Genomic DNA, 24,668 nt, shown 5'->3' on the forward strand with positions numbered 1-24,668 from the left:
GCAGTAAAAACGCACCTAAAGAAAGAGAGGTAAGATGGGAACGAATCCCCGTTTGTTTCAACAGTTATAAGACTACCCGAGGGGTACAAGGATGACTTCCTCCGCCCCAAACTAATTTAGGGGGGATGAGAAGGGAGTAGAGAAATTACCGCATGGTGTTTTTTCGAGTCAGATCACCAATCTAGGGAGGAATTAGTAAGTTTCTTCGGTTTTGAGCCGCTACAAAGTGATAGCTAATTCATATTTTTGACCCGAAGTCGTCATCTAAAGTAATTAAATTACACGAATATTTTTCTATTTAAGGTGGTTGACCTTAGTAAGACAAAGTTTTTAACTTATAGTTTCCTAAAGGTAGCAATAAATAATAAATAAAGTATCTCCGATGACACGACTTTTCTCTCGCCCCTACCCCCTAGGCGCAACGTTAAATAAAGAAGGCTGTAACTTCTCTATTCATGCTCCGGGTGTAAAAGATATCCAGCTGGCATTGTTTGCAAGCGATGGCAGCTATAGTTTGCATGACTTACCCAATGAATATGCGGGTATACGTCATACCTTTATTCCCGATATCAAACCGGGGCAAAAATATGGTTACGTTGTCACACATAGAGATGAACCATTACTCATCTCCGATCCTTACGCCAAATCTTTAGACAAAGCCCTTCACTACCATCCTCCTTATACTCCAGCCAAAAGTTTTGATATGCCGAAATGCGTCGTGATTGAAGACACTTTCGACTGGCAGGAGACGGATCATCCTCGTATCCCGAGAGAGGACATGGTGCTGTTTGAAACGCACGTCAAAGGGCTTACCCAATTACATCCAGAAGTCAGTGCAACAACCAAAGGGCGGTATCTTGGTCTTGCTTCACCTCAAATGCTGGCGTTTTACAAACAGCAAAACATCAACACGTTGCAATTGCTACCTATCGCAGCGTGCATGCATGAGCCACATTTATTGGAGATGGGTAAAGTCAACTATTGGGGTTACAACCCTTATTTGTTTATGGTGCCCGATCCTCGTTACGCAGAAAAAGACGCGGTAACCGAGCTCAAAACCACCATTCGTGAGCTGCACAAGCATGGGATCGAAGTGATTCTGGATGTGGTTTATAACCACACAGCAGAAGGAGGCGAAGGCGCGACGGTGTTTAATCTCAAAGCGCTCGATTCTCGCTTTTACATTAAGCACGGCAATCACTTTGCCAACTATACTGGTTGTGGCAACACGGTCGATCTCACCTATCAACCAGCATTAAATCTGGTTATGGACACGCTGCGTTACTGGGTTAGCGAATTCAAAATCGACGGTTTCCGCTTTGATTTGGCCGCCACTTTGGGACGCCAAGGGGATGATTACAACCCGGAAGCGGCATTTTTCAAAGCCGTCGCTCAAGACCCGATTTTGCGTGAAACCAAATTGATTGCCGAGCCGTGGGATATTGGCCCTAATGGCTATCAAGTTGGTAACTTCCCATTTGGTTGGAACGAATGTAACGACAAGCTGCGCGATATTTCCCGCAGTTTTTGGCGTGGTGATCAAGGCTATTTGAAAGAATTCGCCACTCGCCTTATGGGCTCTCGCGATATCTACAGCGCCGCCAACTGGCCATACAAACTCACGGTAAATTACATCACTTACCACGATGGCTTCACGTTGCAAGATTTAGTCTCTTACAAGCACAAACATAACGAAGCCAATGGCGAAGAGAACCGCGATGGCCACGGTGACAACCGCTCAGAAAACTACGGCGTAGAAGGCGAGACGGAAAACATCATGATCATCGCCACGCGTGAGAAGCAAAAACGCAACCTGATTGCGAGCTTGCTCTTTGCGTTTGGTATTCCGCACATTTTGACCGCCGATGTATTGTCACACTCGCAAGGTGGCAACAATAACGCCTACTGCCAAGACAATAAAACCAGTTGGATCAACTGGAGCGAGACGGAGCGCAAAGCGCACTTCAAAACTTGGATGGCGCAAATGGTCGCAAACCGTCACCAATACATGGTGCCTTTCATCCGTGCTTTCAGCGGCGAAAATCGCAACAACAACCGCATTTTCTGGCGTCGAACCGATGGCCGATTAATGGAACACGACGACTGGAACCGATTAAGCTCCGTAGCACTTCACTTAGGCATTGGTAAAGACGGGCAAGAGTTGGTTTACCTCATCAACCAAACGAACGCTACAGCACGATTTAAGCTGCCAAACGAGCGTAATCAAGAATGGGTAACGATTTGTGACACCAATGTGCGCAACCTCAATCCTGGGCACGCAGAAGGCGAAGTCTTGCTGTCACCGACCTCGATGGTGATTTTGCATTACCAGCCAAAGCCAAACTCGCCACAAGGTGAGCCATTGCAAAGCTAGCCAATACAACACCTAAAATAAAAAGCCGATACAAACATCTGTATCGGCTTTTTTCATTGCTTGCAGACAGATACCCCAACATACATCTTTGAACACCAGTCAGCCATAAAACTCATCACCTAGATAATTGGGATATGCTCTAAGAAAACTTAAATAGCTCATTTAGTGTTGTAAGCATTAATGAACCCTTGTATATTTATGGACCATTACAGTATATGAACCAGCCCTATGAGGAATGCGGTCATGACGACTTATATCTACACGCGCTACTCTCCGAAAAACAAAGCCCACAGTGAGCACCTTGCTGCGTTGCGCGAGGCCGCTCCTGATGCACTGCATTTTGAAGATAAAATTCGTGGCTGCGTTCCCCCTTCAGAAAGAGAAGCGTTTCAAAAACTTAGCAATACTATTCAATCTGGCGACACCATCGTGATGTGGTGGCTGACAGCATTTGGTCGCGATTTTAGTCAGGCTCTCAACGCCATTCGAGCCTTGCTTGAAAAAGGCGTCACACTAAAAACCGTATGTGAACCATTGACGTTTGAACCTGACTCAGAACAGACGAAAACGTTACTCGCTTTGCTATCAGGTTATGGAAAGGTACAAATTCAGCATCGGTTGTTCGCGGCAGAGCAAGGCCGCCAAGCCATTAAAGATCAACCAGATTTGTGGAAACAGAAGTTCCGTGGCCGCCCTGCTGACCGGGAAAAACATCGGCTCATCGCGGCGTTACTATTAGAAGGTAACACGCTGTTGAGCGTGGCAGAGCAATGCGATGTCAGCTTGTCAACGGTTAAACGAGTCAAAGCAAAATTGAGCGAGTTTGATGAAGATGGCGCTCTAAGAACGCGAAAAAATGCCGGATTCGCCGATGGTGAATCATCATGAACCGTCCCATAAATTTCCGCACGATTCTATTGGCATGTTTGATCATCAGTGTTGGCCAACTGAGCATGGGTTTAGTGATGCCTTCCCTACCTTGGATCGCCAAAGACTTCTCAGTTTCACTCGATCAAGCGCAGCTCCTCGTGAGTATTTATCTACTTGGATTTGGCCCTTCCCAGTTCATCTATGGCCCTATGTCCGACGCATTAGGGCGCAAGAAAGTGCTACTCGCTGGTTTGCTGATCGCAATGTCCGGCTTGCTGATGATCATTTTCTGGAGCCATACGTTTACTGGCATGGTCTTAGGCCGCTTTTTGCAAGGCTTGGGGACAGGTTGCTGCGCGGTGTTGGCTCGAGCTTCTACTCGCGACCAATTTAGTGGGAATGAGCTTCCCGTCGCGATGTCTTACATTGCTATGGCAGCGTCCATCACGCCGTTGATTGCTCCTGTGATTGGTGGGTTCATTAACTTCCACTTTGGCTGGAGTATGGTGTTCATTTCATTGTTGGGTTACGTGTCGCTCGCTTGGATCATCATTGCGTTTCGATTCAAAGAGACCATCACACGACGCTCTGCAATCCCCTCTCCAGCCAAAATGTTGGTGCAGTATCGTGATTTGCTCTCGTCTCGATATTTTATGAGCTTTGCGAGCATCAGTTGGCTCAACTTCAGCTTGATGATCACGACCGTCTCCGTGATGCCTTTTATCATGCAAGACCAAATCGGGATGACATCGGACGAATACGCCATGTGGGCACTGATCCCCGCGTTAGGCATGCTCGGCGGCACAACCATTTGTAACCGCATCCGCCCCGTCATCGGAAATAAGAAAATGTTGCTTTGCACACCTGTTTTGCATATCAGTGCGGCACTGTGGTTGTTTTTCTGCCCGGTAGAACCCTTGTATTTGATGATTGGACAATTGTTGATGATTCTTGGCAATGGCATTGCGTTGCCTTGTGCACAAGCACTTGTGATGCAACCATACAAAGAACAAGCGGGCGCGGCGGCAGCCATGTCTGGCGGCGGTCAAATGGTGGTGTCTTCCTTGGTGAGTATGACGCTGGTGCAACTTGGATTGAGTGAAGCGTGGCATTTGTCGTTGGTTGTAGTGCTGTTTACCGCCATCACCTTGACCAATATTCTACGTGGGTTCAACACTGAAGAAGCGCAACAACACCGAGAGGTGGCAGAGAAAGCCAGCTAATGTCACCGACTTAATTGAAGAAAGAAAAACGCCCACAGCATTCCGTGGGCGTTTTCGTAGGGTTTCAAGTATTGTTGCGTTTACTGCTGGGCAACGCTCACCTTTTTGGTCGAGCTGCGGTAATCAAACTCAAAACCGATGCCTTTGTCAGTAACGTCCATCTTCATGCCGCCCGTTAGCTCGTTTTGGAAGCTCACTAGCACGTCTTCAGGAAGAGGCTGGCCTGTCGCCATTGATGCTTTTTCTAACACTTCCAGAATACGCTCTGAGTCCATGCTAAAGCTCAACAAACCGTTTGGCTTCAACTCTTGAGCCATCACGTCCTTGCTTGCTTCTGCCGCGTACTCGCCGCTGTATAGCGTTAGGTGGCTGCCATTTAAGCGTGCAAACACGTCCATCTTCATGCCAGTGTGCATCTCTAACAAGTCACTTACGTTCACAGGTTGGTTGTCTGGTTGCAGTTGAAGCTGCGCCAATTCAGGAACTAGCATTTGCGCAGTTTGAATCAACATGTTTGGATCTTTCGCAGACAGAGTAAACATGCCATCCATTTGGCTAAACACTTCGCCAAACTGTGCATCAGGATTGATGTTCAGATCGAACAGTTGCATGCTCAACCCTTTCAACCCATTCAGCATGCCAGAGCCCATGCTCACCGCTGCCGCCGGGTTTTGTCCGCCCATGTCTTTTTGCATTTGGCTCAGCAGCGCACATTGGTATTGTGGCTGAGTTATCTCTGTCCAAATTTGACCAATCGATGGCGCAAGCGTGTTGATGTCGATGCCTAGCGCCAAGCTAAAGAAGCTCTTATCGCTGTTAGACTCGGTTAACACACCACGAATCGATTTAAGCGCATCGACGATCACTTTATTCTTCGACTCAACAACAAAGCCGCCTTTGATTGACGCTTGCTCACCGTTTAGCTTGTACTCCGCAAACGCCACCGATTGAGGCCAGTTTTCTGCAATTTGCGTAAACTCGTTATGACAAACTGGTGTGCGCATTTCCGTAATGTTTGGATCGACGTTAAGACGAGTTAATTGACGAGCAAACATGTTGCCATCAACAGTGGTTAAACCTTTGATGATTTCACGATGGTCGATGTAGCCAAAAGAGTTGTTGTTTTTACCATACTGAGTTTGGATGGCTTCAGCACGACCGCTATCCGCTAATGATTGGGTTGGAGACTCAAGACCCAGCGCCATTTTCAACGGGTTAAGATCACCCAACTCCGCGATATCCACCGTCACGGTTAGCACGTTGTCGATAACCGCTACAACTAAGCCAATGCCATCCTGCGGATCTACTGCATCCGTCATTTCATAACGACGGTACTCCACCGTACCCAGCTTCACTTTTTCGCGTGTCACGCCGCTCATTTGCTCTTCGTGATCCAACGTTTTCCAAAGCGCCTCTGGATTCTCGATTGGCAGTTTGTAAACTGGCACCATACCGAGCGTGTAAAGCACTGGGTTGATCTCATCGCCTGTACCTAAATACGCTTTCAAAGTTTCTGGCGACGCAGCACTTTTTAAGTATCCGTCAAACAGATCGATCGCAAACTGCTCTTTTGGTGACAGCTGCTCACCAACAAACATATCAGACATGGTCATTTGATTGGCAGAGCCAAACGCGTTCACATATTCGTAGTGTTTGAAAGGTTCTGTTTGGAAAGTAACTACAAGCGAATCGGCTGGGATTTGCGCCAATAGTGAGCTTGAACCGCTCTGAGGAAGGTTATTTTGGTACAGGTACCCAGCGGCCCCCGCTGCTGCGACCACTGCTGTAGCCAATAATAGTTTTTTCACGACCAACTCCGTTGTTAGTTATATCGGTTCGTAAATGCGTTATGCATTCGAGTTTTAAGCCTTAATAAATCGAGTTCTGTAGAGACGAATTACAGTTCTCCTACACCGCCAAACACTGGCTAATGAGTGCTCTATCGGCATATCAACCGTCATCATAAAGATCCGTCGCCAATTATCAATTTAATGAATATTAATTTCTTAAAATATCCGCAATTTATAGGATAAACCGTGAAGTATGTTGAATTGCACATTCATACTATTGGTAATTTCGTCACTCTAAAGTGCCAAACATGCAACACCGACCAAAATTAACCCAACATTAAATCCACACTGAGTCTTTTATCAAATATCGGAAAACGGCTCACGACCTGACACTTCTTTCCAATTTGCCTCTGGCAGTCCCCTGTGGTTTTCCTTACAGTCGAGCTCACTCAGTGACGAGGCTTATACCAGAATACGATCATTACGACATGATGAAAGACCAACTGACGATCTCGATATCAACCATCAATGGCTCCAAGCATTGGTATTTCAGTAAACGGATGCAACGCAACCTAAAAACCTTTTTAGGGCTATTTGTACTGACTTTGGCAGCTACCGCCATTCTCATAAACCATCTCTACGCGCGGGTCGATAGCGCAGCGATGAAACAAGCGCAGCTCACCGAGCACTCACGCAGCATGGGCGAAGAGCTCAGTACATTAAAGGCGTTGAAGTCTGAACTAGAAAACGACCTTTCAGAGCGAGAGGAGCGGGTTCAGTTGGTTTCCGAACGCTTAGGCGAGCTAGAAAAAGTGCTTGGCGTGGACAATCACGCCACCAATGAAGATTTGGATACTCGACTGGATTCAGCAGCGATCACTTCGAATGTGCGAACGCTGATGCTCAATCAAATTCCAAACGGTTCACCTGTGGGTAAAGTTCGACTTTCATCCGGTTTTGGCAAACGTATTCATCCTGTCACCAAGGTAGCGAAAATGCACCGCGGATTAGATTTCGCGGTGAACATCGGAACAAAAATTTATGCCCCTGCCGATGGCGTGGTGGAAGTCACTCGTCGCAGCAATACCGGCTCTGGCAACTTTCTGAGGCTACAGCACTCTTTCGGTTTTACCAGTTCTTACTCGCACTTAAAGAAATTCAAAGTGCAAAGCGGCCAATTCGTAAGAAAAGGCGATTTGATTGGGATTTCTGGCAACAGTGGGCTCTCTTCTGGCCCGCATCTGCACTACGAAGTGCGCTTTGTCGGACGAGCATTGAACCCAAAACCGTTTGTTGATTGGAGCCTTAATAATTTTGAAGATATCTTTACTAAGGAGCGAAAAATACGATGGGAATCTTTGATAAAAACCGTGGAACAACGAGTAGCTCAGCAGCTTCAACTCTCATCGCCAAAGGCTGTACTGTTAGCGGAGAACTCAAAGTAGAAAACGACGTCCAGATTGACGGCATCGTCGATGGTCAACTGAATGTCGAAGGCACGTTAGTCGTTGCAGAAAGCGGTAGAGTCACTGGCGATGTGTATGCCAAGCAGCTGATCATCAATGGTATTCTGGACGGAAACTGTCACGCAGAGCACATTCAAGTACTCACTAAAGGCCGTGTCAGTGGCAAAATCTGGAGCAACAATCTGAGCATTGAACCGGGCGGTAAGTTCTTCGGTGAAGCAGCAGAATTGCCAGAAAAAGAAGTGGTCAGCCTGAAAGGCAAAGCGCAAGAAAGCGCAACGGCGAAAGACAACAGCGCCAACACTGAAAAGCGACTCGCGCGCAAAAGCGCATAAAAAAGACGGCGATTAAGCCGTCTTTTTCGTTTTACTGTTTGCATCCAATGTCTGGTTTTACATCGGGTTGAGAATCAGCGCAGAACGCTTGGCATTCGGACCAAACGCCGATGCCGCACGTGCTTTCACTTCTTCTAGTGTTACGCTCTTAGCGGCTTTCTCCACATCCAGCACAACATCCAATCCGTAGTCGTGCGCGAGGTAGCGGCTGTAAACCCAAGCGCGAGAACCAGGGTTGTCACCCAATCCTTGCATCGCGACAGCAAGCTGCTTGGCCGCGGTGTCGACTTCTTTCTGGGTAATGTTGATCGCGAGATCGTCGAAAACCTTATCCAACAGTTTATCCATCAAACCCACATCTTTTGGATCCACCTGCGATTCAAACAACCAGTCCGAAATCGGTTCACCATCTTGCGTCATCGTATAAATGCTAGGGCTGTAATCTAAGCTTGATTCTTCACGGAACGTCTCCAGTACTCGTGCGGCACTGATGCGCTCCAGAATGTCTTCTATCACCGTGTCTTTTGCCGTACGGTTGTACTTGTCGGTGTTGGTAAAACGCAGCAGGTAAAACGATGAAGGCTCGTGACCATCAGTGAAGACCAAGCGCGCTGGCAGCTCATCATTAAATGACACACGATAATCTACAGCTTTACCCGGCTTCATCTTAATTGATGCCACGTATTTGCGTAGAAGCGGCGTAATTTGCTCAGGCTCAACGTCTGCAACAATCACCATTTTGTAACCATGATCGGTTTTAAATAGTTGATCATGCACTGCAAGAATCTGCTCTGGCGTGACGGTATCGGCACCATCACTGCTCAGTAAACGATGACGACTATCCGGCGTGTAAGCGCTGGTGTTCGCTACTTGGATAAGCGTACCCATAGGCGATTCCAAGAAAGCGCTGCGCTCTTGCTTAAACTCTTGTTTCACCGCGGCAAGCTGACGCTCATCAACCTTGATTTCGGTCGAAAGGTTGTACAAGCCATTCAAAGCTTCAACTAGACGATTTTTTTGCGTCGTAACCTGAACGCCATGCACTGTTGGCTCGAGTATTGGACCAAAAGCGATGTTGTTCGTACGTAAGTAGGCATCCAGCTCTGAGCCAGAAAACTCTCCTAATCCACTGCGAACGGCGGTCATGGCAGCCAGTTCGTAGGCTGGATAAAGCGATTTATCTAGAGCGGCTTTACCCCCTTGGCTAGTGAAGTAGATGTAAGCGCGGCCACCGGCTTTTGCGTCTTTTTGGAACCAAACATCCACACCGTTTGATAAGGTGTAAACCTGAAAACCACCCGGAGCTTGACGCATACTAACGATGCTGCCTTCCTCTGCTGGTTGCAGGAAGCCTTCTGCTTTGGCGTTCATGCCCGAAGGCTTTTCACCAGCTTGTAGGTAGGCGCTGTTAAGCGCAGTGAATACATCAGCAAATTGCGCTTGCGTTTCACTTTTGCCCATGCCAATCACAAAGCTTGGTTGATTAGACAACAGCTCTTTTAACTGCGCGTTTACGCTCTCTAGCTTCGTTTTATCCAAAAAAGCTGCCAAGCTTTGCGCATAGCTCTCTTTCGATTGGCTTACGCTGTCTTGCTCCAATTGGAAAATACGCGCTTCCGCGTAACTATTTGGCTTGCGTTTGCTCCAATCAGAATCAAGATTTGCCAGTTCGCCATACCAGTTAGATGTGATGCTCTCTAGCTCAGCTTGTGTCACACCGTAATCGCGAAGTGACGTCAACGCACTGATGAAAATTTGGTGCATTTGTTCACGGCGGTCAGGCGAAAATGAGATACCCGCCGACATCAGGCGTTGGTAGTTCGAGTAGTAAGGCTGCGCATAAACGTATTGGTAAGGTTCGGCGGCATCATTGAGAAGGCTGATCAAACGCTGTTGAATCAGTTGAATGGCCACTTCGTCCCGCCATTCTGCGTGTTGCTGCTCGACCGTTTCGCGACGAAGATCGCCGCGTTCAATCACCAAATGCAAGCTTGGTGACTCCATCGAGTTGCTTGGCAGAATTTCGTCTTGAGTATTGAGTCGAATGTCACGACGCTTTTCGATGGCGATATCTGAGGTACTTTCCCAGTTCGAGAACTTGTTCTTGATGATGTTAGCAAGCGACTTAGCGTCCACATTGCCCGTGACGATCAGCTCGGCATACTGCGGCTGATACCATTTCTCGTAGAAGTTTTTCAGCCCATTTGACGTCGCGCTCTCAATTGCATCACGAGTACCGATTGGATCATGTTCGGCGTAAGGCGTTCCTTCAATCGAAGCCTCATACGCGTGCATTGAAAACGACTTATCATCTGGATTGGCGCGTCGCCATTCACCCAAGACAACACCTTTCTCTTTTTCAACTTGAGCTGGAGCGAACTCTAAACCGTCGCCAATGTCTCGCATCCAAGTCAGGGCATCTTCAAGCTTATCGTTATTGGCCAAGTCAAGCTTATAGGAGGTTTGCTGATAGGTGGTAAACGCGTTGATATCTGCGCCAAAACTGCCGCCAGATTGCTCAAAAAGCTTAACAACATCGTTGCCGGTAAAGTGTGTGCTGCCATTAAATGCCATGTGCTCAACGAAGTGAGCGTAGCCTTTTTGATTGGCTTCTTCTTGGAACGAACCAATGTGCATCACCAAACGAACCGAAACTTCTAGGTCTTGAGTTGGATAGATGTGGTATTTCATTCCATTGGATAGCTGATTAACGTGCCAGTTGGCATCAGGCTGAATCGGCGTGGATTGTTGTGTCAGAGCACACCCTGACAACAATAACGCGGGGACTAACAATATACTGCGCATAACTATTGCCCATAACTATGATTAAGCCGATCAATATAATCCTCGTTCCATGACCTTCACATTTTTAATGGATTATTTACTGCTCAAACGTGATCTATATCACCATTTGATGAAATCAATTATCATTTACAAAACACGACAAATCCTTACTTTACAAATACATAAAACAAGCCGCTCTCGTATTAGGTTCTTATTTCTTATAAAGCTCAAATTCGCGACATAGCGCCAGTATTTATTTTGAGCAGTAAAATATAATCAATCGATGATTTCGGCGTCAAAAACGCTTTTCAGCGACGACGCCGAATCATATACGAATGAAAATAACCAATAACAAACTACCCCGCGCTTTTAGGTAAATGGGTATTAAGCCCGACACTTAACGCCGCTTGGGTACAAAAAATCTATTAATCGCTGCTATGTTCAAAAATTTATCACTGAAGAATAAACTGGCTATCTCGGCCAGTGCTGCCATCATCCTTGGGGGCGTGTTAGTCGAAGGCTTGTCTTTTCGAGATTCGTTACAACGGTTGGATGCGGAAGTTGCCCAGCGTCTGGAAAGCACCAGCGCGTCATACAACCAGTACGTAAGTGACTGGCTACTCTCTAAAGAGCGAGCACTCACCTCCCTTTCTGCTGAGTCAGAAAAACGAGCCATCGTGACGCACTTGAAGCAGGTGCGAGATTCCGGCGCGTTCGATAACGTCTTCCTCGCTTACCCAGACGGCTCACAAGACAACGCCAATGGGGTGATTTTACCGCCAGGCAATAATGATCCTCGCAAGTGGGGCTGGTACACCAACGCCATTGCCAATCCATCGAAAGTCTTTATGGATAACCCGACCGTTGCTGCTGCAACTGGTGCGAATGTAGTGTCGCTCGGTAAGGCGTTACAACTGCACGGCCAAACAACTGTACTGGGTGCAGATGTCGAAATTGGAGATATTTTAAACAGCCTCAACCAAGTGATCCTACCGGGTGAAGGCTACATGTTTATTGCCAACGATCAGGGCAATATTTTCACCCATAACGACAGCAAGCTCCTAAACCAACCAGTTAGCAAACTGGGCTTAAACAACAACGACATCACCAACGCTGCACGCTCAGGCACTGAACGTCGCGTGTCGATCAGCGGTACCGATTATGTGATTTATGCGCGTCCAATTGAGGGCACCAAGCTCACGACGGTAACGGTGTTGGATCACAACTCGTTGGTTGCACCACTTTACGATGCCGTTTGGGATCAAATTATCGCGACGGCTGTCGTGGTGATCATCTGTGTGGCGCTGTTTAACCTGCTATGTAACATCTTGTTCCGCCCACTCTACAACGTTTCGAATGCGCTTTCGCAAATCGCCAACGGTAGCGGCGACTTGACTCAACGCATCAAAGTAGAAAACCGTGACGAAGTTGGTGAGCTGGCTGGAAACTTCAACCAGTTTGTTGAAAGTTTACAGCAGCTTATTGGTCACATTCGTCACCAAGCGGAAGAACTCAGCCAGCAATCAGAGCTGAGCACGACTCGCGCGAATCAGTCTGTTTCTGATCTGAACCATCAGCAACAAGAAATCACTATGGTGGCGACCGCTGTGACTGAAATGGCATCGGCAACACAAGAGATTGCAGCGCATGCAGAGCAGACGGCTAAAGCCGCTCAAGACTCTTCAGCGAGCACACAAAATGGTCATGAATTGGTGATCAACTCCAAATCGTCCATCAACAATTTGTCTTCTGAAGTCAACCAAGCGAGCGTTGTCATCGGCGAGCTCAACCAGCACGCGCAAGACATCTCAACCGTGCTATCAACGATTCGAGACATCGCAGAGCAAACCAACTTATTGGCTCTGAATGCGGCGATTGAAGCGGCGCGTGCAGGTGAACAAGGTCGCGGTTTTGCCGTAGTTGCAGACGAGGTTCGCGTGCTATCACAACGCACACACACCTCAACCGAAGAGATTCGCTCGACGATCGAGACTTTGCAGCAAACCACACAACGCGCTGTGACTATCATGGATAAAAGCTCTCAGCTCGCGCAAGGTTCGGTGGAAGATGCTGATCGCGCAGCACTGGCTCTGGATGAAATCAACGCGGCCGTTGCGCTGATCAGCGATATGGCAACGCAAATCGCGACCGCAGCCGAAGAGCAAACGCACGTAACCAATGAAATCACGCAAAACGTCACGTCCATTAAAGATGTGACCGACCATTTGGTGGTTGGTGCCGAAGAATCGATGAATCAATCTGCTGAGCTGAAATCGCAAGCAGAGGATCTCAACTCGAAAGTAGCGACGTTTAAACTGGCTTAAACGCCACGTTAGGAACGCTCTTAAAAACAACAAACCCCGCTAACAACTTTGTTACTAGCGGGGTTTGTTTTATGGCTCGACGTTTTATTGCCGATAGCTTTCGAAAGACGTAAGACCTACACCGCCACACACATCGGCGTGCCTGAGATTGGATCGTTAAATACTCTCGCTTGTAAATCAAACACCGATGCCAACATGCCTTCTGTCAGTACCTCTTGCGGCGTTCCCTGCGTGACTAACTGACCTTTTTCCAACACCACCAAATGATCGCAGTAACGGCAGGCTTGGTTTAGATCGTGTAGCACTACGACCACTGTTTTGCCTCTGTCGTTCATATGCCTCATGAGTTTCATCAGCTCAACTTGGTGAGAGAGATCCAAGTAAGTGGTTGGCTCATCAAGCATCACTACGTCGGTATCTTGCGCCATTACCATCGCAATCCACGCCCTTTGCCTTTGACCGCCAGACAACGATTCAACTGGCTTGTCAGCAAACTCAATCACGCCAGTATCTTGCATTGCTTGCTCGACCAACGCTTTATCTTGCTGACTTAACCGCCCCCAGTGAGAGAGATAAGGCGATCGGCCATATTCGACCAGTTTTCTGACTGTAATACCTTCAGGACTGACAAGAATCTGCGGCAGTAAAGACAACGAACGCGCCAAGCGTTTATCGCCGTAGTTGCTTAGCGGTTTATCGTCATACAACACTTCGCCAGAAGCTGGTTTATTGATGCGTACCAAGGTTTTTAATAGTGTCGATTTACCGCAACCATTTGGGCCAACAAGCGCGGTAATTTTACCTTGAGGAATCGACAAAGAGAGATCTGGAATGATGGTCTGTTTGCCGTACGCGACGGATAAGTTCTGCGTTCGTAACATGCTTACCAACCTCGATAACGATACAAAAGAAAAATGAAATATGGTGCGCCAATAACAGAAGTCAGCACACCCGCTGGCAGCTCAATTGGTGGCTGTAAGCCTCTCGCTAGACCATCGGCGCAAATCACCAACAGCGCGCCAAGGGTTGCAGAAGCAGGAATCAACAACTTGTGGTTGTGACCAAACAGCAAACGCGCAAGATGCGGCGCAAGCAGGCCAACAAAGCTGATCGTGCCTGCCACAGACACACTGATGCTCGCCAATAGCACGGCAGCAATCAACGCAAGAATTTGGATCTGTCTTGGTTTCGTGCCAAGTGTAGTGGCACTTTCTTCTCCCAGTCCCATCACATCTAACCGCCAAGCCAGCCAAAACGCCAATGGCAGTAGCAGCATTAGAGCGCTCCAAATAAATGGCACTTGTTGCCAGTTTCGTCCCCACAAACTGCCCGTTAGCCATACCATCGCTGTGTTGATTTCGATAGGGTGCACAATCAGAAGAAAGTCGATACCGCTGGCTAAAAACGCGCTGACAGCAACGCCAATCAGCGCCAAACGCGCAGGTGTTGGCTTCGACCAATAAGCCAGCACGGCAATAAAGCCTGCAGCAAGCAAACCTCCCGCCATAGCGACCATCGGCAACATTGCCACTGGCGCATTCGGATACAACACCAAGCAAGCAGTAGCCGCTAGCCCAGCCCCTGCACTTATCCCCATCAAATCTGGGGAGGCAAGTGGATTACGAATGACACCTTGCACTAAGACGCCTGAAAGCCCTAATCCAGCGCCCACGCCAATAGCGAGCAACATTCTCGGCAGTCGATATTGGTGAATCACAAAGTCCGAATCAGAGAAAGAAAACAACAATGCAAAAACCTGTTGAGCCGACAGATTCGCCGCGCCAACAAACAGCGTGAGAGACGACGCAATCAGCAAAAGCCCAAGCAGTGCCATCAGTTTGGTTTGATTCATCATAATGATTTCCTCATTGCAATCACGATAAAGCAAGGTGTGCCCAACAGTGCGGTAATCACGCCCACCGGCGTTTCGGCCGGAAAGGCAATCGCGCGTGATAAAGCATCTGACCACGTCACCAATGCCGCGCCACACAAAGCGGAAACCGGAATGAGAATGTGATAGTTGTGACCAACAATCGGGCGTACCAAGTGCGGCACTAACAACCCGACAAAGCCAATTGGCCCAGCAATCGCCACGCTAGTACCCGCCAACAGCACAACCGCTAAACCACTGATTAATCGCGTAAGACGAATGTTACCACCCAACCCGACAGCCACTTCGTCCCCCAACGCGAGTAAATTTAAGTTTCGCGCTAATCCCATGGCGAGCACCAAACCTAAAGTCGCAAAAGGCCACAGTTGCTGCCACTGCTGAGAATCTACCGCAGAGAGTGAACCCGTTAACCAATGCAACACGCTGTAAGCCATGTCATCCGCCAAAATTACCGACGCACGAGTTAACCCTATCAGCAGCGCACTGATGGCAATGCCTGCCAGCACCAAACGCAATGGGTGAGAACGCGCGGAAAAAAAACCACCCAACAACATGACCGCACCACCACTTAGTAGCGCACCGAATACTGCGTTGATGATGGGGTTCAATTGACTAAAGAATGGTACGCCGATGGAAGCCAAGGCCATAAAACACGCCGCACCAGCATTAATGCCGAGAATGGATGGCGACGCCAAAGGGTTGCGAGTTAACCCTTGCATCAGCACACCGGATACCGCAAGCGAAGCACCAATCAATAACCCCGCATAGGCGCGAGGAGCGCGCAACGTCGCGAGGATTTGATGCAGCATATTGCCCTCATCAAACGCAAACCAATAGCTTGTCAGGTCATTAACACTCAAGGAAAAGTTAGACCAGCCAATCATTGAGGCGGTATAGCCTGACAGCGTACACAACGCCATAGCACAGACAAATAAGCTCGCTTTCCAATGCGGTTTGCTAACCGAAGACGGGCTTTCTGAGATTATCGACGCACTCATGATCATGAGCGCCCCAATAACGCTTCAAGGTTGCGGGCAATTTCTTCCGCCGCCAACATACCGCGATTTAATGACCACAGTTCCGGAGAGACTTCGACCAGTTGCTGCTTTTTCGCCGCAGTTAGCAACTTAAATAATGGATTTCTACGCCATTCATCCACGATATTTGGTTGAGAGTAAAGTCCAACTAGTAACCAATCAGGGTTGGTTTTTAGTAAAAGTTCAAAGCTGGTTGGGATATAAGCATTTTGCTCAGATGGAGCCAGAGGGCTTTGGATGCCTAGTGTACTCAAAACGCCACCAGCGTAAGAAACCGGACTATGCAGCCACATCCCTTTGTCAGAAACCACACCAAACTGAATGGTTTCTTGTGTCGCAAAATGCTGCTTGAACTCTGCCATGGTCTGTTTGTGCAGCTCGATTCGTTGCGTCATTTGCGCTTGCTTGCCAATTGCCACCCCGATTTTTTGCGCGGATTCGAGGTTTTCTTGATATGTCTCACCACGGCTTTTTAACAGCAAAGTTGGCGCAATTCGCTGCAAATCCTGATAAATAGCGCGATGGCGTTCAGCATCGGCAATGATCAAATCAGGCTTGAGCACCGCAATCGCCTCTAAACTCGGTTGTGAGCGCATGCCGACCGATTGCCAAGGCTCAATCTTGTCACGAACAGCAGGGATGACTCGTGTGGCATCGTTGTCATCGGCAACGCCTACCGGTGAGACATCGACGGCCGCCAGAGCGTCCACAAACGAAAACTCCAAAACCACAATACGTTGAGGTATCGCTTCTAGCTCAAAAGTGCCTTGCTCATCTTGCACGCTGCGCACCTGAGAAAATGCGCTAAATGACATCAAAGCTGAGCTCAACAGCATCAGCAAAACGGTTGAAAAGTGTTTGATCGTAAATTGTTTTTTATTTTTCATCTTGCTTTTTTCCAGTGCTAAGAGTTTTCCAGTACCTAAGATCGGCAAAGTCGCCAAGGTAAATTGGCGACTTTTCTTTTCAAACTCGGTGAACGAAACGCTTAAAACTGATAGTTCAGATCCAGTGTGTAAGAGCGTCCTGGAGCTGGGTACCGACCAACTGGGCTGGTATCAATCCCACGGAAGTAATACTCCTCGTCAAACAAGTTGTTCACCGCAACATTCATGCGTAACTTGCCTTTGTCGTCTTTGTATAAATCCGTCCCCAAGTTGAAGTTCCACACCATGTAAGACGGCACTTTGCCCGTTGCACCTGTTGCGTCTTCGGCACTGGTGTTGGCGTTATCGGTATACGAATCACTGAAGTAGAAGCCCGATAGCGTGGTGTCCATGCCGTAAAACGCGTAGGTCGCATCCCAACCAAGTTGATGTTTAGAGGTGTAAGGCAGCTGGTTACCTTTATTCGCACCTTCTTCTTCAAGCGTGGCATCGAGGTAGTTGTAACTTGCGCCCAAGCTCAGGGCAGGTAGAACTTCCGGCACGTAACGAGCAGAAAGTTCTAAACCTTGGTGAAGTGTTTTTCCGATGTTATCGAAGGTCTGCGTTGAGCTTTGCCATTGCAGTTGGTCTTCAAAATCGATGCGATAAAGTGCAGCGTTAAAACTGGTCGCATCTTGGGTGTAACGCGCGCCGACTTCGTAGTTCCAAGCCAGTTCGCTCCCTTCTTCACCCAAGCCTCGGATGTAGGCAATTTGTGGCGCACGAAGCGATTTTTGCGCGTTCGCATACGTTACCCACTGATCGGTCACGTTGTATGCCACCGTCAAACCCGGCAGCCATTCGGTCACCTTGTTGTCTGCCGTTTGCTTTTTACCGCGATCGGTAAACGTCATGCGAACCGATTCAACACGCAGCCCAGGCGTTACCTTCAACGTATCATTGAACAAGCCAATCTCGTTACTGACGTAACCAGCAAACGCATCCGTATCTAAATGCCAATCACGCGGCACTTTGGTTGCGCCACCAGCGATTGGAGTCTGAGTGAGTTTGTAGTCAATGTCTTCGTTAACATAACGAGTACCCACGATCCAGTTTTGGGTAACGGATTTGCCTTCACCAAAATACATCGCCATTTTCGGCTCTATGCCGTACACGGTAAATTCACGTGGAGAGGTACGAACGTCCGTCGCAGGCAGAGCCGGATCCGCCCAATGGCCACCCGCACTGTTAAAGCCCCACTTGAAAAGACGCTCTGATTTGTGACCAAACGTTAGCACTTCTAGCTCGGCACTGTCGGCAAATGGCAAATCGTGGATGTACTTAACACTCCAGCGCGTCGACTTACCTTCATAATCATCGTACGGGCGTTTCGATTGATGACGATCTTGCTCGTAATCTTGCGGCGAAAGTGCGCCCGGCATTTGCGTTTCAGCATCGTAACGTTGCAGGAATGCTTGAATCTCTTGAGTATCACTCAGTAGCCATTGTGCTTTAGCTTGAAAGTTCTTCACGTCCGTATCGGAATGTTCACGGAAGCTTTCACCTTTTAGAAAGTTACCTTCCAACTGCAGCGCGAATGTGTCGCTTAACCAGCCACCCGTGCGTAGGTAAAAATCATTCAGCGGCGCATCACCACCGTCAAACACGGTAAGGCGGTTGCTGATTTCAGTTTGCCAAGTGTGTGGAATCGGTTTGGTCACTAGGTTGATCACACCACCGACGTTGTTTGGACCGTACTGCACTGCGGCACCACCGCGTACAATGTCAATACGATCAAGCATCGACAGCGTTGCTGGGAAGATAGACTGACCAGTATGACCGTAAGGCGCGAGCGTTAGCGGCACACCATCCATCAAGAACTGAGCATGACCACTGCGGCTTGCTTTCAAACCACGTACGGAAATGTTAGGCAATACGCCCGTTCCGCTTTCATCCTGAACTTTAATACCCGGAACGCGCTGTAACGCATTATCAATCGAACCCGCTGCGGTTTTCTCAATTTGATCACGGGTAATGACGGTACGAGCACCAGGGTACTCTTTGACGTCTTCAATGTCAGAGTTGCCAATCACGCTGCCAGTGACAACCACCGTTTCCATCACGGTGGTTTCGTTTTTTGCGGCAGGAGCGGCAACTGCGCTCATGGAGGTGGCAGAAGCGATAGCAATCGCGAGCACACTGTAAGTGGTAGACAAACCAGCACGTACACGCACTTTACCATCCAAATTCTGGTAAGACATTAAGGTCTCCTTTGCGAGAAATTGAGCCTCGGGCAGAACATTTCCCGTAGGCTCTCGGGGCTAAAACATCCTCAATAAGAGGCAAAAAATCGGCTAACGTGCGCCAACTACGCACAACAAGCCTAGAACTGGTATCCGTAGCTAAGCATGAACTCGGCTGGTGCGCCGTAGCCAATCTGGTTTAGGCCAGACGTGCCGTTTGTTGCGCCAAGAATGTATTTCTCATCCAAAATGTTGTAAGCGTTCGCTTGGATCTTGTGACGACCAGTGGTGTACGCCGCCATCAAATCCACCGTGGTGTAATCGCCAAGTGCGACGGCTTCGTCGTTACCTGCATAACGGTCGCCCACGTATTTCACGCCGCCACCCAAACGCCAGTTGTCATCCAATTGGTAAGTGCTCCAAAGGGAGAACAAGTGGTCTGACACATCATTCGGCTTTTTACCTGTGGCTTTGTCTTCTGCGTCCAAGTAGCTGTAACCAACAGAGATATCCCACTGTTTGGTGATTTGGCCACGAGCTTCTAGCTCAATGCCTTGGTGACGTACTTCAATTTTGTCGATGACATCGCCGTCCACGTTGGTTTGTGGCTGCTCTTGGTCGATCTGGAACAGTGCCGCATTCAACATTAATGCGTTATCCAGCAGGTACGCTTTCGCCCCCACTTCTTTTAAGTCGGTATGGAAGAATTCCGCCAACTTTGGATTGATGTAGATGCCTGCGTACGGCAACTGCCAAGAGCGCGCTAAACTGGCGTAAACGGAGGTGTCGTAATTGATGCGGTATACCAAACCAGCGCGGTAGCTGACTTTGTCATCGTCCAATTTTTCCTTACCTGAACCCGCTTTTTGTTGTTCGAGTTCCATCGAGTCGTAACGCACATTACCGATCACAGAAAGGTCGCCCCACGTGTACACATCTTGTACGTACACACCCGTGGTTGTGGTGGTATTGTCACGGAATGGTTTGAAGCCCGGATCGGGTGTTGGGCCCACAACTGGGTTGTAGATATTTTGCGGAGGAAGCGTTTTGTCACTTGCCAACGTCAGGTCGATATCAATTTGGTTGAAATCCGCGCCCAACATCAATTGGTTGTCGTTGGTTTCCCAAATCAGCTCAGATTGCAAAGTGGTCGTAGTACGAGGGTCGTAGCCAAAGTTATTCACGGTTTGAGACACTTCATTGCCCGTCACTTTGCCCTGACGCGTGCCTTTTTGCTCAAGTTCGATATGGTTGAACGCCGCTCGGTTGTTCCATACCCATTGATCGTTCAAACGCCATTCGTAGTCCACTGCAACGCGAAGACTGTCCGACTCCTGATAATCGTTCGTGCCACCAAAGTAAGTACTCACTGGCAAATCAACTGGCTTGCCATTTTTTGATGGCACACCACGATATGGCACTAATTCTTGATGGGCGTATTCAACGTCAATATCAATGGTGTGACCGTCCGCTGGCAACACGCGAATGGTCGGCGCGATGAAGAAATCGTTCGAATCAACATGATCGACGTAAGAATCGGCCTGACGGTATTCCAAATTAATACGTCCGTTGACCTTGTCGGAAAACGCCATTGAGCTGTCGACTTGACCAACATACTGGCTGTTGCTGCCCACACTGCCTTTTACGTGGGTGAAGTTATCGCCGTTTGCGCGCTTCGTCACCAAGTTGATGATGCCACCTGCCGAGCCACGGCCATACAGCGCGCCTGCCGGGCCTTTCACAATTTCAACGCGCTCAACGTTCGCCAAGCTGCGGTAAGACTGCAACGTACCGTCGTCTCGCATACCGTCACGGTACATATCATTGAGTGAATCAAAACCACGGATCATGAACTGATCGCGGCTGCCTTCGCCCAAGGTGTTATTGACCCCAGCCACCCCATCTAACGCATCCACTAAGCGCACCGCGCCGCGATCTTGCATTTCCGTTTTGGTCACCACCGAGACCGCTTGCGGCACATCAAGCCACTCGACGTCCGTTTTGGTGCCCGATTGAGGCATATGTTCAGCGTAACCTTCGTACTGGTGTCCGTAGACTTGAATGGTTTCGGTTGCCGATGGGGTTGAGTTTGTCTCTTCTGAAGCCACTGCGCTTGGTACCACTAGTGAAGAACCAATCGCGACCGCCAAAGGGGTCAGGGTCAATAATTTATTCATTCCATAATTCCGTTTAGTTGTTATAAAGCCAACGGATAGAAATAAGAACAAATATTATTTACATTTGCAATATTAATTTTATGCTCTATATTTATTTACCCTAAAAACACAAGCAACAACAAAAAATCAAACACAATAACAATAAAGACCAAACCTTCTGCCCCGTAGCCTTGCGATAGGCACATTGGAAGCCGACTGTGAGCAGACAGTATCAACGTTAGGAAATGTTAGAAAATTAGGAAAGCTCATGAAATCTACGATGATTATCGTAAGTCATGTCGTTAATGATGCAGTCACTCACGGCTTCGTGCCTGCAGCTAAAGCGATGGACCTCCACGTCGTTCTTATCACCGATCACAAGCTCAGCCATTTAGAGCTGGCAAGTCGTGATAGTCACTTTAATCCGGATACCATTCTAGAGTGCGATGTCTTCAATCCCTTGGAGATCATCGAAACCATCACTGAGAATGAGTTAAAACCCGACGCTATTTTCAGCAATAGTGATCACTTACAAACTTCCACCGCCATCTGCGCACAATTTTTTGGTCTACCGGCCAAAGATTGGTCTGTCACGTTAAAGGCCAAAAACAAACACTTAACTCGACAAGTGTTGAATGAAAAAGCCCTACCCAACACACAAAGCTGTTTATTGCACCGCCATTCGAATGTGGCATTAGGCATGGCCTTCCCTGTCGTAGCAAAACCCAAAGAAGGCGTGGCGAGTTTGGATGTGCAGCGCTGTGACACCCAAAGCGAACTCGATGCTTACTGCGATGCGTTTTGGCAAAAACACCCAAGCGCCGCCATTCTGGTGGAGCAATTCCTTCAAGGGCCGTTGGTTACGCTCGAAACTTTAGGAGATGGTGAGCGCCTTATCGCCGTGGGCGGTTTTGATGTGTCGCTCTCTGAACCGCCTTACTTTATCGAAACAGCCGCAGACTGGAACGGACCAAACGGCATTGCTCACCGAGAAGCTTGCTTGGCTCAACTGAAAGCGTTCGGCGTTGGTTTTGGAGTTTGCCACAGCGAATTTATCATCACGGAAAACGGCCCAGTTCTGGTGGAAATCAACTATCGCAGCATTGGAGATGGTCGCGAATTCTTGCTCAACAATCTCGCTCACTTCGGTTGGTTTAGCACAATTTTGGGTCTGCATTTGGGCCGAAGATTGGATGGCGATTACCAAATTCATGGCTCAGCACACGTGCACTATGTGGTTGCGGAGCACAGTGGTGTGATTGATGGAGATTCGACCTCCTTCATCCAACACGATAGCGATATCATCACCCAGCAACAGGTACTAAAAACCGCGGGAGAACTCTTCCAACAGAGTTATTCCAACAAGGATTATCTCGCCCGAATTTCGATTGTCTCGCCTTCAGGGCGAAACCTCGACCAAGCGCTGCAGAACGCGCTTAGCAATTTCAATCTAGCTCCGACTCGCGAGGTGGCAGCATGAATCACAACGCTTTATACCTAACCCAACGATTGATCGATACTTGCTTGCGCGAAGACATGTTTGGCATTTTATCGAATGCCAAGTTCAGTAGCGCCGCACCCAAAGGGGTTATTGTTCCTCAACTCGAGCAAGTCTGGCTAACCTTTGATAATCCGGATTTCACGCTCTATTTACCTGTTGTGCCAACGTATTACATGCAGCATTGGTGTTACGGCCAAACCAATGGCGAAGCGCCGCTAGGTTGGTGGGTGGAGAGAAATGGCCAGGTCGAGCATCAGCAGCATTATCAAGAGTGGATTGCGCTACTAACGACACTGGCGCATGAGAGCTCTCACGAATTATTAGCGGGATATCTTCAAGAACTGGAATGCGCAGAGAAACACAAAGCACTGTGTGACCAAGCGTTTCGTCACCACGCCGACCACATTTCTCAACCAATATCCGAGCTTGGTTCTTGGCATAAAAAGCTACTGCTTGCCGACCAGATCGCTTCTTACCTTGACCACCCTTACTATCCAACTGCGCGGGCGAAGTTTGGTCTGAGCGATGAAGACCTTGCTAAGTACGCGCCCGAGTTCGCACAACGCTTTGCTCTGCATTGGATTGCGATTGAAAAATCACTGGTGACATTAACCAGCGAACAACCTGATTGCTGGCCGACGATGGAGCAAGTGGGGCTTCCTGCTGATTTTGCACTGAGCCACGTACTGTTCCCTGCGCATCCGCTCACCCTTCGCTCTTTAGAAGCCTTACCCGAAGGCATGATAGAAGCGCCGTTTACGTACCTAGACGTGACGCCAACGCTTTCCGTTCGTACTGTGGTAGTCAACGACGCGCCGCATATTCACATCAAAGTTCCGCTGATCATGCGATCGCTAGGCACGAAAAACATTCGCTTAATCAAGCCTTCAACACTGTATGACGGCCACTGGTTTGAACGCCTACTCAGCCACCTTGAGCAAACGGACGCCGACTTAAACACTCGCTTGTTCCATTGCAACGAAAAACACGGTGGACACGTCGGTGAGGATAAAACCTTCGCGTACATCGTACGTGAGTACCCACTTACTCATTGCGAAGACAAAGCGTTAGTTCCGGTTGCAGCACTGGCAAGCCCAATGCCTGACGACCGCTTGTTCTTAGAACATTTGGCGGAGCAGTACTATCAACAAGATACGCTGGCGTGGTTCCAAGATTACGTCGACCTTCTTTGCCAAGTGCACCTCACCTTGTGGCTTCGTTATGGCATCGCATTGGAGTCCAACCAGCAAAACGCCATCGTTGCATTTGATCAACAGGGCAAAATGACGCTCGCGATGAAAGACAACGACGCGGCGCGAATTTGGCCTGAGAGCTTCCACTTTGCTACAGAGCATGCTGCCCAAAAACAGGGCGCAGGAACAACTCCCGTGGATTGCGATGAACTGCTCGACCAACGCATCAAAGTCGACAATGAATTGGCGCTCGGTCAGATGTTTACCACCATCACATTACAATTGGATATCGCAGCGATTGTAGAAGCCATGGCAGCGAAGGGCATTGCCTCTTCAGCATCGCTTTACGCCATCGTGGCCAAAAGCATTGCAGAGCAACTCAACCGATTAGAAGGCGAAGGGTTAGAGACAAAACTGGCACGCGAGTTACTGCAAGAAGCACCTGATTTGTACGCCAAGTACTTGTTGAGCTCTGGCAGTTTGCTCTCGAAAGAAGCCTCCGGCGCGAGCGACATCAATAAGTTCTATGGTTTGTCGGCTCCGAACTTCTTGCTGCTTTCTAGCGAAGAAGCGCAACGCGCCTACTTAGAAGCCATCAAAAAAAGCGTACGTTAA

Annotated in this window: 16 protein-coding genes; 8 read left to right on the forward strand and 8 right to left on the reverse strand. The window is 48.6% G+C overall.

From position 1 onward, the window contains the following. Positions 1–382: 382 nt before the first annotated feature. The 3 genes from glgX to ACF8CV_RS09370 all read left to right on the forward strand — a co-directional run bounded on the left by glgX (position 383) and on the right by ACF8CV_RS09370 (position 4,467). On the forward strand, positions 383–2,374 hold the full coding sequence (glgX, locus tag ACF8CV_RS09360) for a glycogen debranching protein GlgX (RefSeq protein WP_025506352.1): 1,992 nt from the start codon (positions 383–385) through the stop codon (positions 2,372–2,374). A gap of 243 nt (positions 2,375–2,617) precedes the next feature. After that, on the forward strand, positions 2,618–3,262 hold the full coding sequence (locus tag ACF8CV_RS09365) for a recombinase family protein (RefSeq protein ID WP_005458375.1): 645 nt from the start codon (positions 2,618–2,620) through the stop codon (positions 3,260–3,262). Further along, the gene (locus ACF8CV_RS09370) at positions 3,259–4,467 is read left to right on the forward strand and encodes a multidrug effflux MFS transporter (RefSeq protein WP_005458342.1); all 1,209 of its coding nucleotides are present in this window, start codon (positions 3,259–3,261) and stop codon (positions 4,465–4,467) included. The genes ACF8CV_RS09365 and ACF8CV_RS09370 overlap by 4 nt, the downstream gene beginning before the upstream one ends. An 80-nt stretch (positions 4,468–4,547) precedes the next feature. On the opposite strand, the gene ACF8CV_RS09375 is transcribed toward ACF8CV_RS09370, so the two are convergent. Next, a complete protein-coding gene (locus ACF8CV_RS09375) occupies positions 4,548–6,275 on the reverse strand; it encodes a hypothetical protein (protein ID WP_138938110.1) in 1,728 nt (575 codons plus the stop codon). A gap of 473 nt (positions 6,276–6,748) precedes the next feature. Here ACF8CV_RS09375 and ACF8CV_RS09380 point away from each other — a divergent pair, with 473 nt between their 5' ends. Together ACF8CV_RS09380 and ACF8CV_RS09385 are read left to right on the forward strand one after the other, a co-directional pair. After that, the gene (locus tag ACF8CV_RS09380; RefSeq protein ID WP_005455166.1) at positions 6,749–7,702 is read left to right on the forward strand and encodes a M23 family metallopeptidase; all 954 of its coding nucleotides are present in this window, start codon (positions 6,749–6,751) and stop codon (positions 7,700–7,702) included. Further along, positions 7,606–8,058, forward strand: a complete 453-nt coding sequence (locus ACF8CV_RS09385) for a polymer-forming cytoskeletal protein (protein WP_020838276.1) — start codon at positions 7,606–7,608, stop codon at positions 8,056–8,058. Before ACF8CV_RS09380 ends, ACF8CV_RS09385 begins: the two co-directional genes overlap by 97 nt. Positions 8,059–8,115: 57 nt before the next feature. Here the strand turns inward: ACF8CV_RS09385 and ACF8CV_RS09390 are convergent, their stop codons facing one another. After that, positions 8,116–10,863 carry a pitrilysin family protein gene (locus ACF8CV_RS09390; RefSeq protein WP_138938111.1) on the reverse strand — a complete coding sequence of 916 codons (2,748 nt, stop codon included), beginning with the start codon at positions 10,861–10,863 and terminating at the stop codon, positions 8,116–8,118. A 416-nt stretch (positions 10,864–11,279) separates the two neighbouring features. Here ACF8CV_RS09390 and ACF8CV_RS09395 point away from each other — a divergent pair, with 416 nt between their 5' ends. Next, positions 11,280–13,166, forward strand: coding sequence for a methyl-accepting chemotaxis protein (locus ACF8CV_RS09395; RefSeq protein WP_138938112.1), 1,887 nt, complete (start codon positions 11,280–11,282; stop codon positions 13,164–13,166). A 116-nt stretch (positions 13,167–13,282) separates the two neighbouring features. On the opposite strand, the gene fecE is transcribed toward ACF8CV_RS09395, so the two are convergent. From fecE to ACF8CV_RS09425, 6 genes are all read right to left on the reverse strand, one after another. Beyond that, positions 13,283–14,047: a Fe(3+) dicitrate ABC transporter ATP-binding protein FecE gene (gene fecE, locus ACF8CV_RS09400; RefSeq protein WP_138938113.1), complete on the reverse strand. Its 765-nt coding sequence runs from the start codon at positions 14,045–14,047 to the stop codon at positions 13,283–13,285. Positions 14,048–14,049: 2 nt separating this feature from the next. Continuing rightward, positions 14,050–15,021: an iron ABC transporter permease gene (locus ACF8CV_RS09405; protein ID WP_131169595.1), complete on the reverse strand. Its 972-nt coding sequence runs from the start codon at positions 15,019–15,021 to the stop codon at positions 14,050–14,052. Next, a complete protein-coding gene (locus tag ACF8CV_RS09410; RefSeq protein WP_392416821.1) occupies positions 15,018–15,977 on the reverse strand; it encodes a FecCD family ABC transporter permease in 960 nt (319 codons plus the stop codon). Before ACF8CV_RS09410 ends, ACF8CV_RS09405 begins: the two co-directional genes overlap by 4 nt. A gap of 80 nt (positions 15,978–16,057) precedes the next feature. Continuing rightward, positions 16,058–16,981, reverse strand: coding sequence for a Fe(3+) dicitrate ABC transporter substrate-binding protein FecB (locus ACF8CV_RS09415; RefSeq protein ID WP_138938115.1), 924 nt, complete (start codon positions 16,979–16,981; stop codon positions 16,058–16,060). 101 nt (positions 16,982–17,082) lie between these two features. After that, entirely contained in the window at positions 17,083–19,221 is a 2,139-nt protein-coding gene (gene pvuA, locus ACF8CV_RS09420) for a TonB-dependent siderophore vibrioferrin receptor PvuA (protein ID WP_015313673.1), read from the reverse strand. Between the two features lie 122 nt (positions 19,222–19,343). Next, the gene (locus ACF8CV_RS09425; RefSeq protein ID WP_005477483.1) at positions 19,344–21,380 is read right to left on the reverse strand and encodes a TonB-dependent siderophore receptor; all 2,037 of its coding nucleotides are present in this window, start codon (positions 21,378–21,380) and stop codon (positions 19,344–19,346) included. 247 nt (positions 21,381–21,627) lie between these two features. Between ACF8CV_RS09425 and ACF8CV_RS09430 the strand changes: the two genes are divergently transcribed. Continuing rightward, on the forward strand, positions 21,628–22,839 hold the full coding sequence (locus ACF8CV_RS09430) for an acetyl-CoA carboxylase biotin carboxylase subunit family protein (protein ID WP_208871064.1): 1,212 nt from the start codon (positions 21,628–21,630) through the stop codon (positions 22,837–22,839). Beyond that, complete coding sequence (locus ACF8CV_RS09435; protein ID WP_208871063.1) at positions 22,836–24,668, forward strand: IucA/IucC family protein; 1,833 nt, start codon at positions 22,836–22,838, stop codon at positions 24,666–24,668. The genes ACF8CV_RS09430 and ACF8CV_RS09435 overlap by 4 nt, the downstream gene beginning before the upstream one ends.

Origin of the sequence: Vibrio sp. zbq_1 (genome assembly GCF_043102935.1) — a bacterium.
In the GTDB taxonomy this organism is placed as follows: domain Bacteria; phylum Pseudomonadota; class Gammaproteobacteria; order Enterobacterales; family Vibrionaceae; genus Vibrio; species Vibrio parahaemolyticus.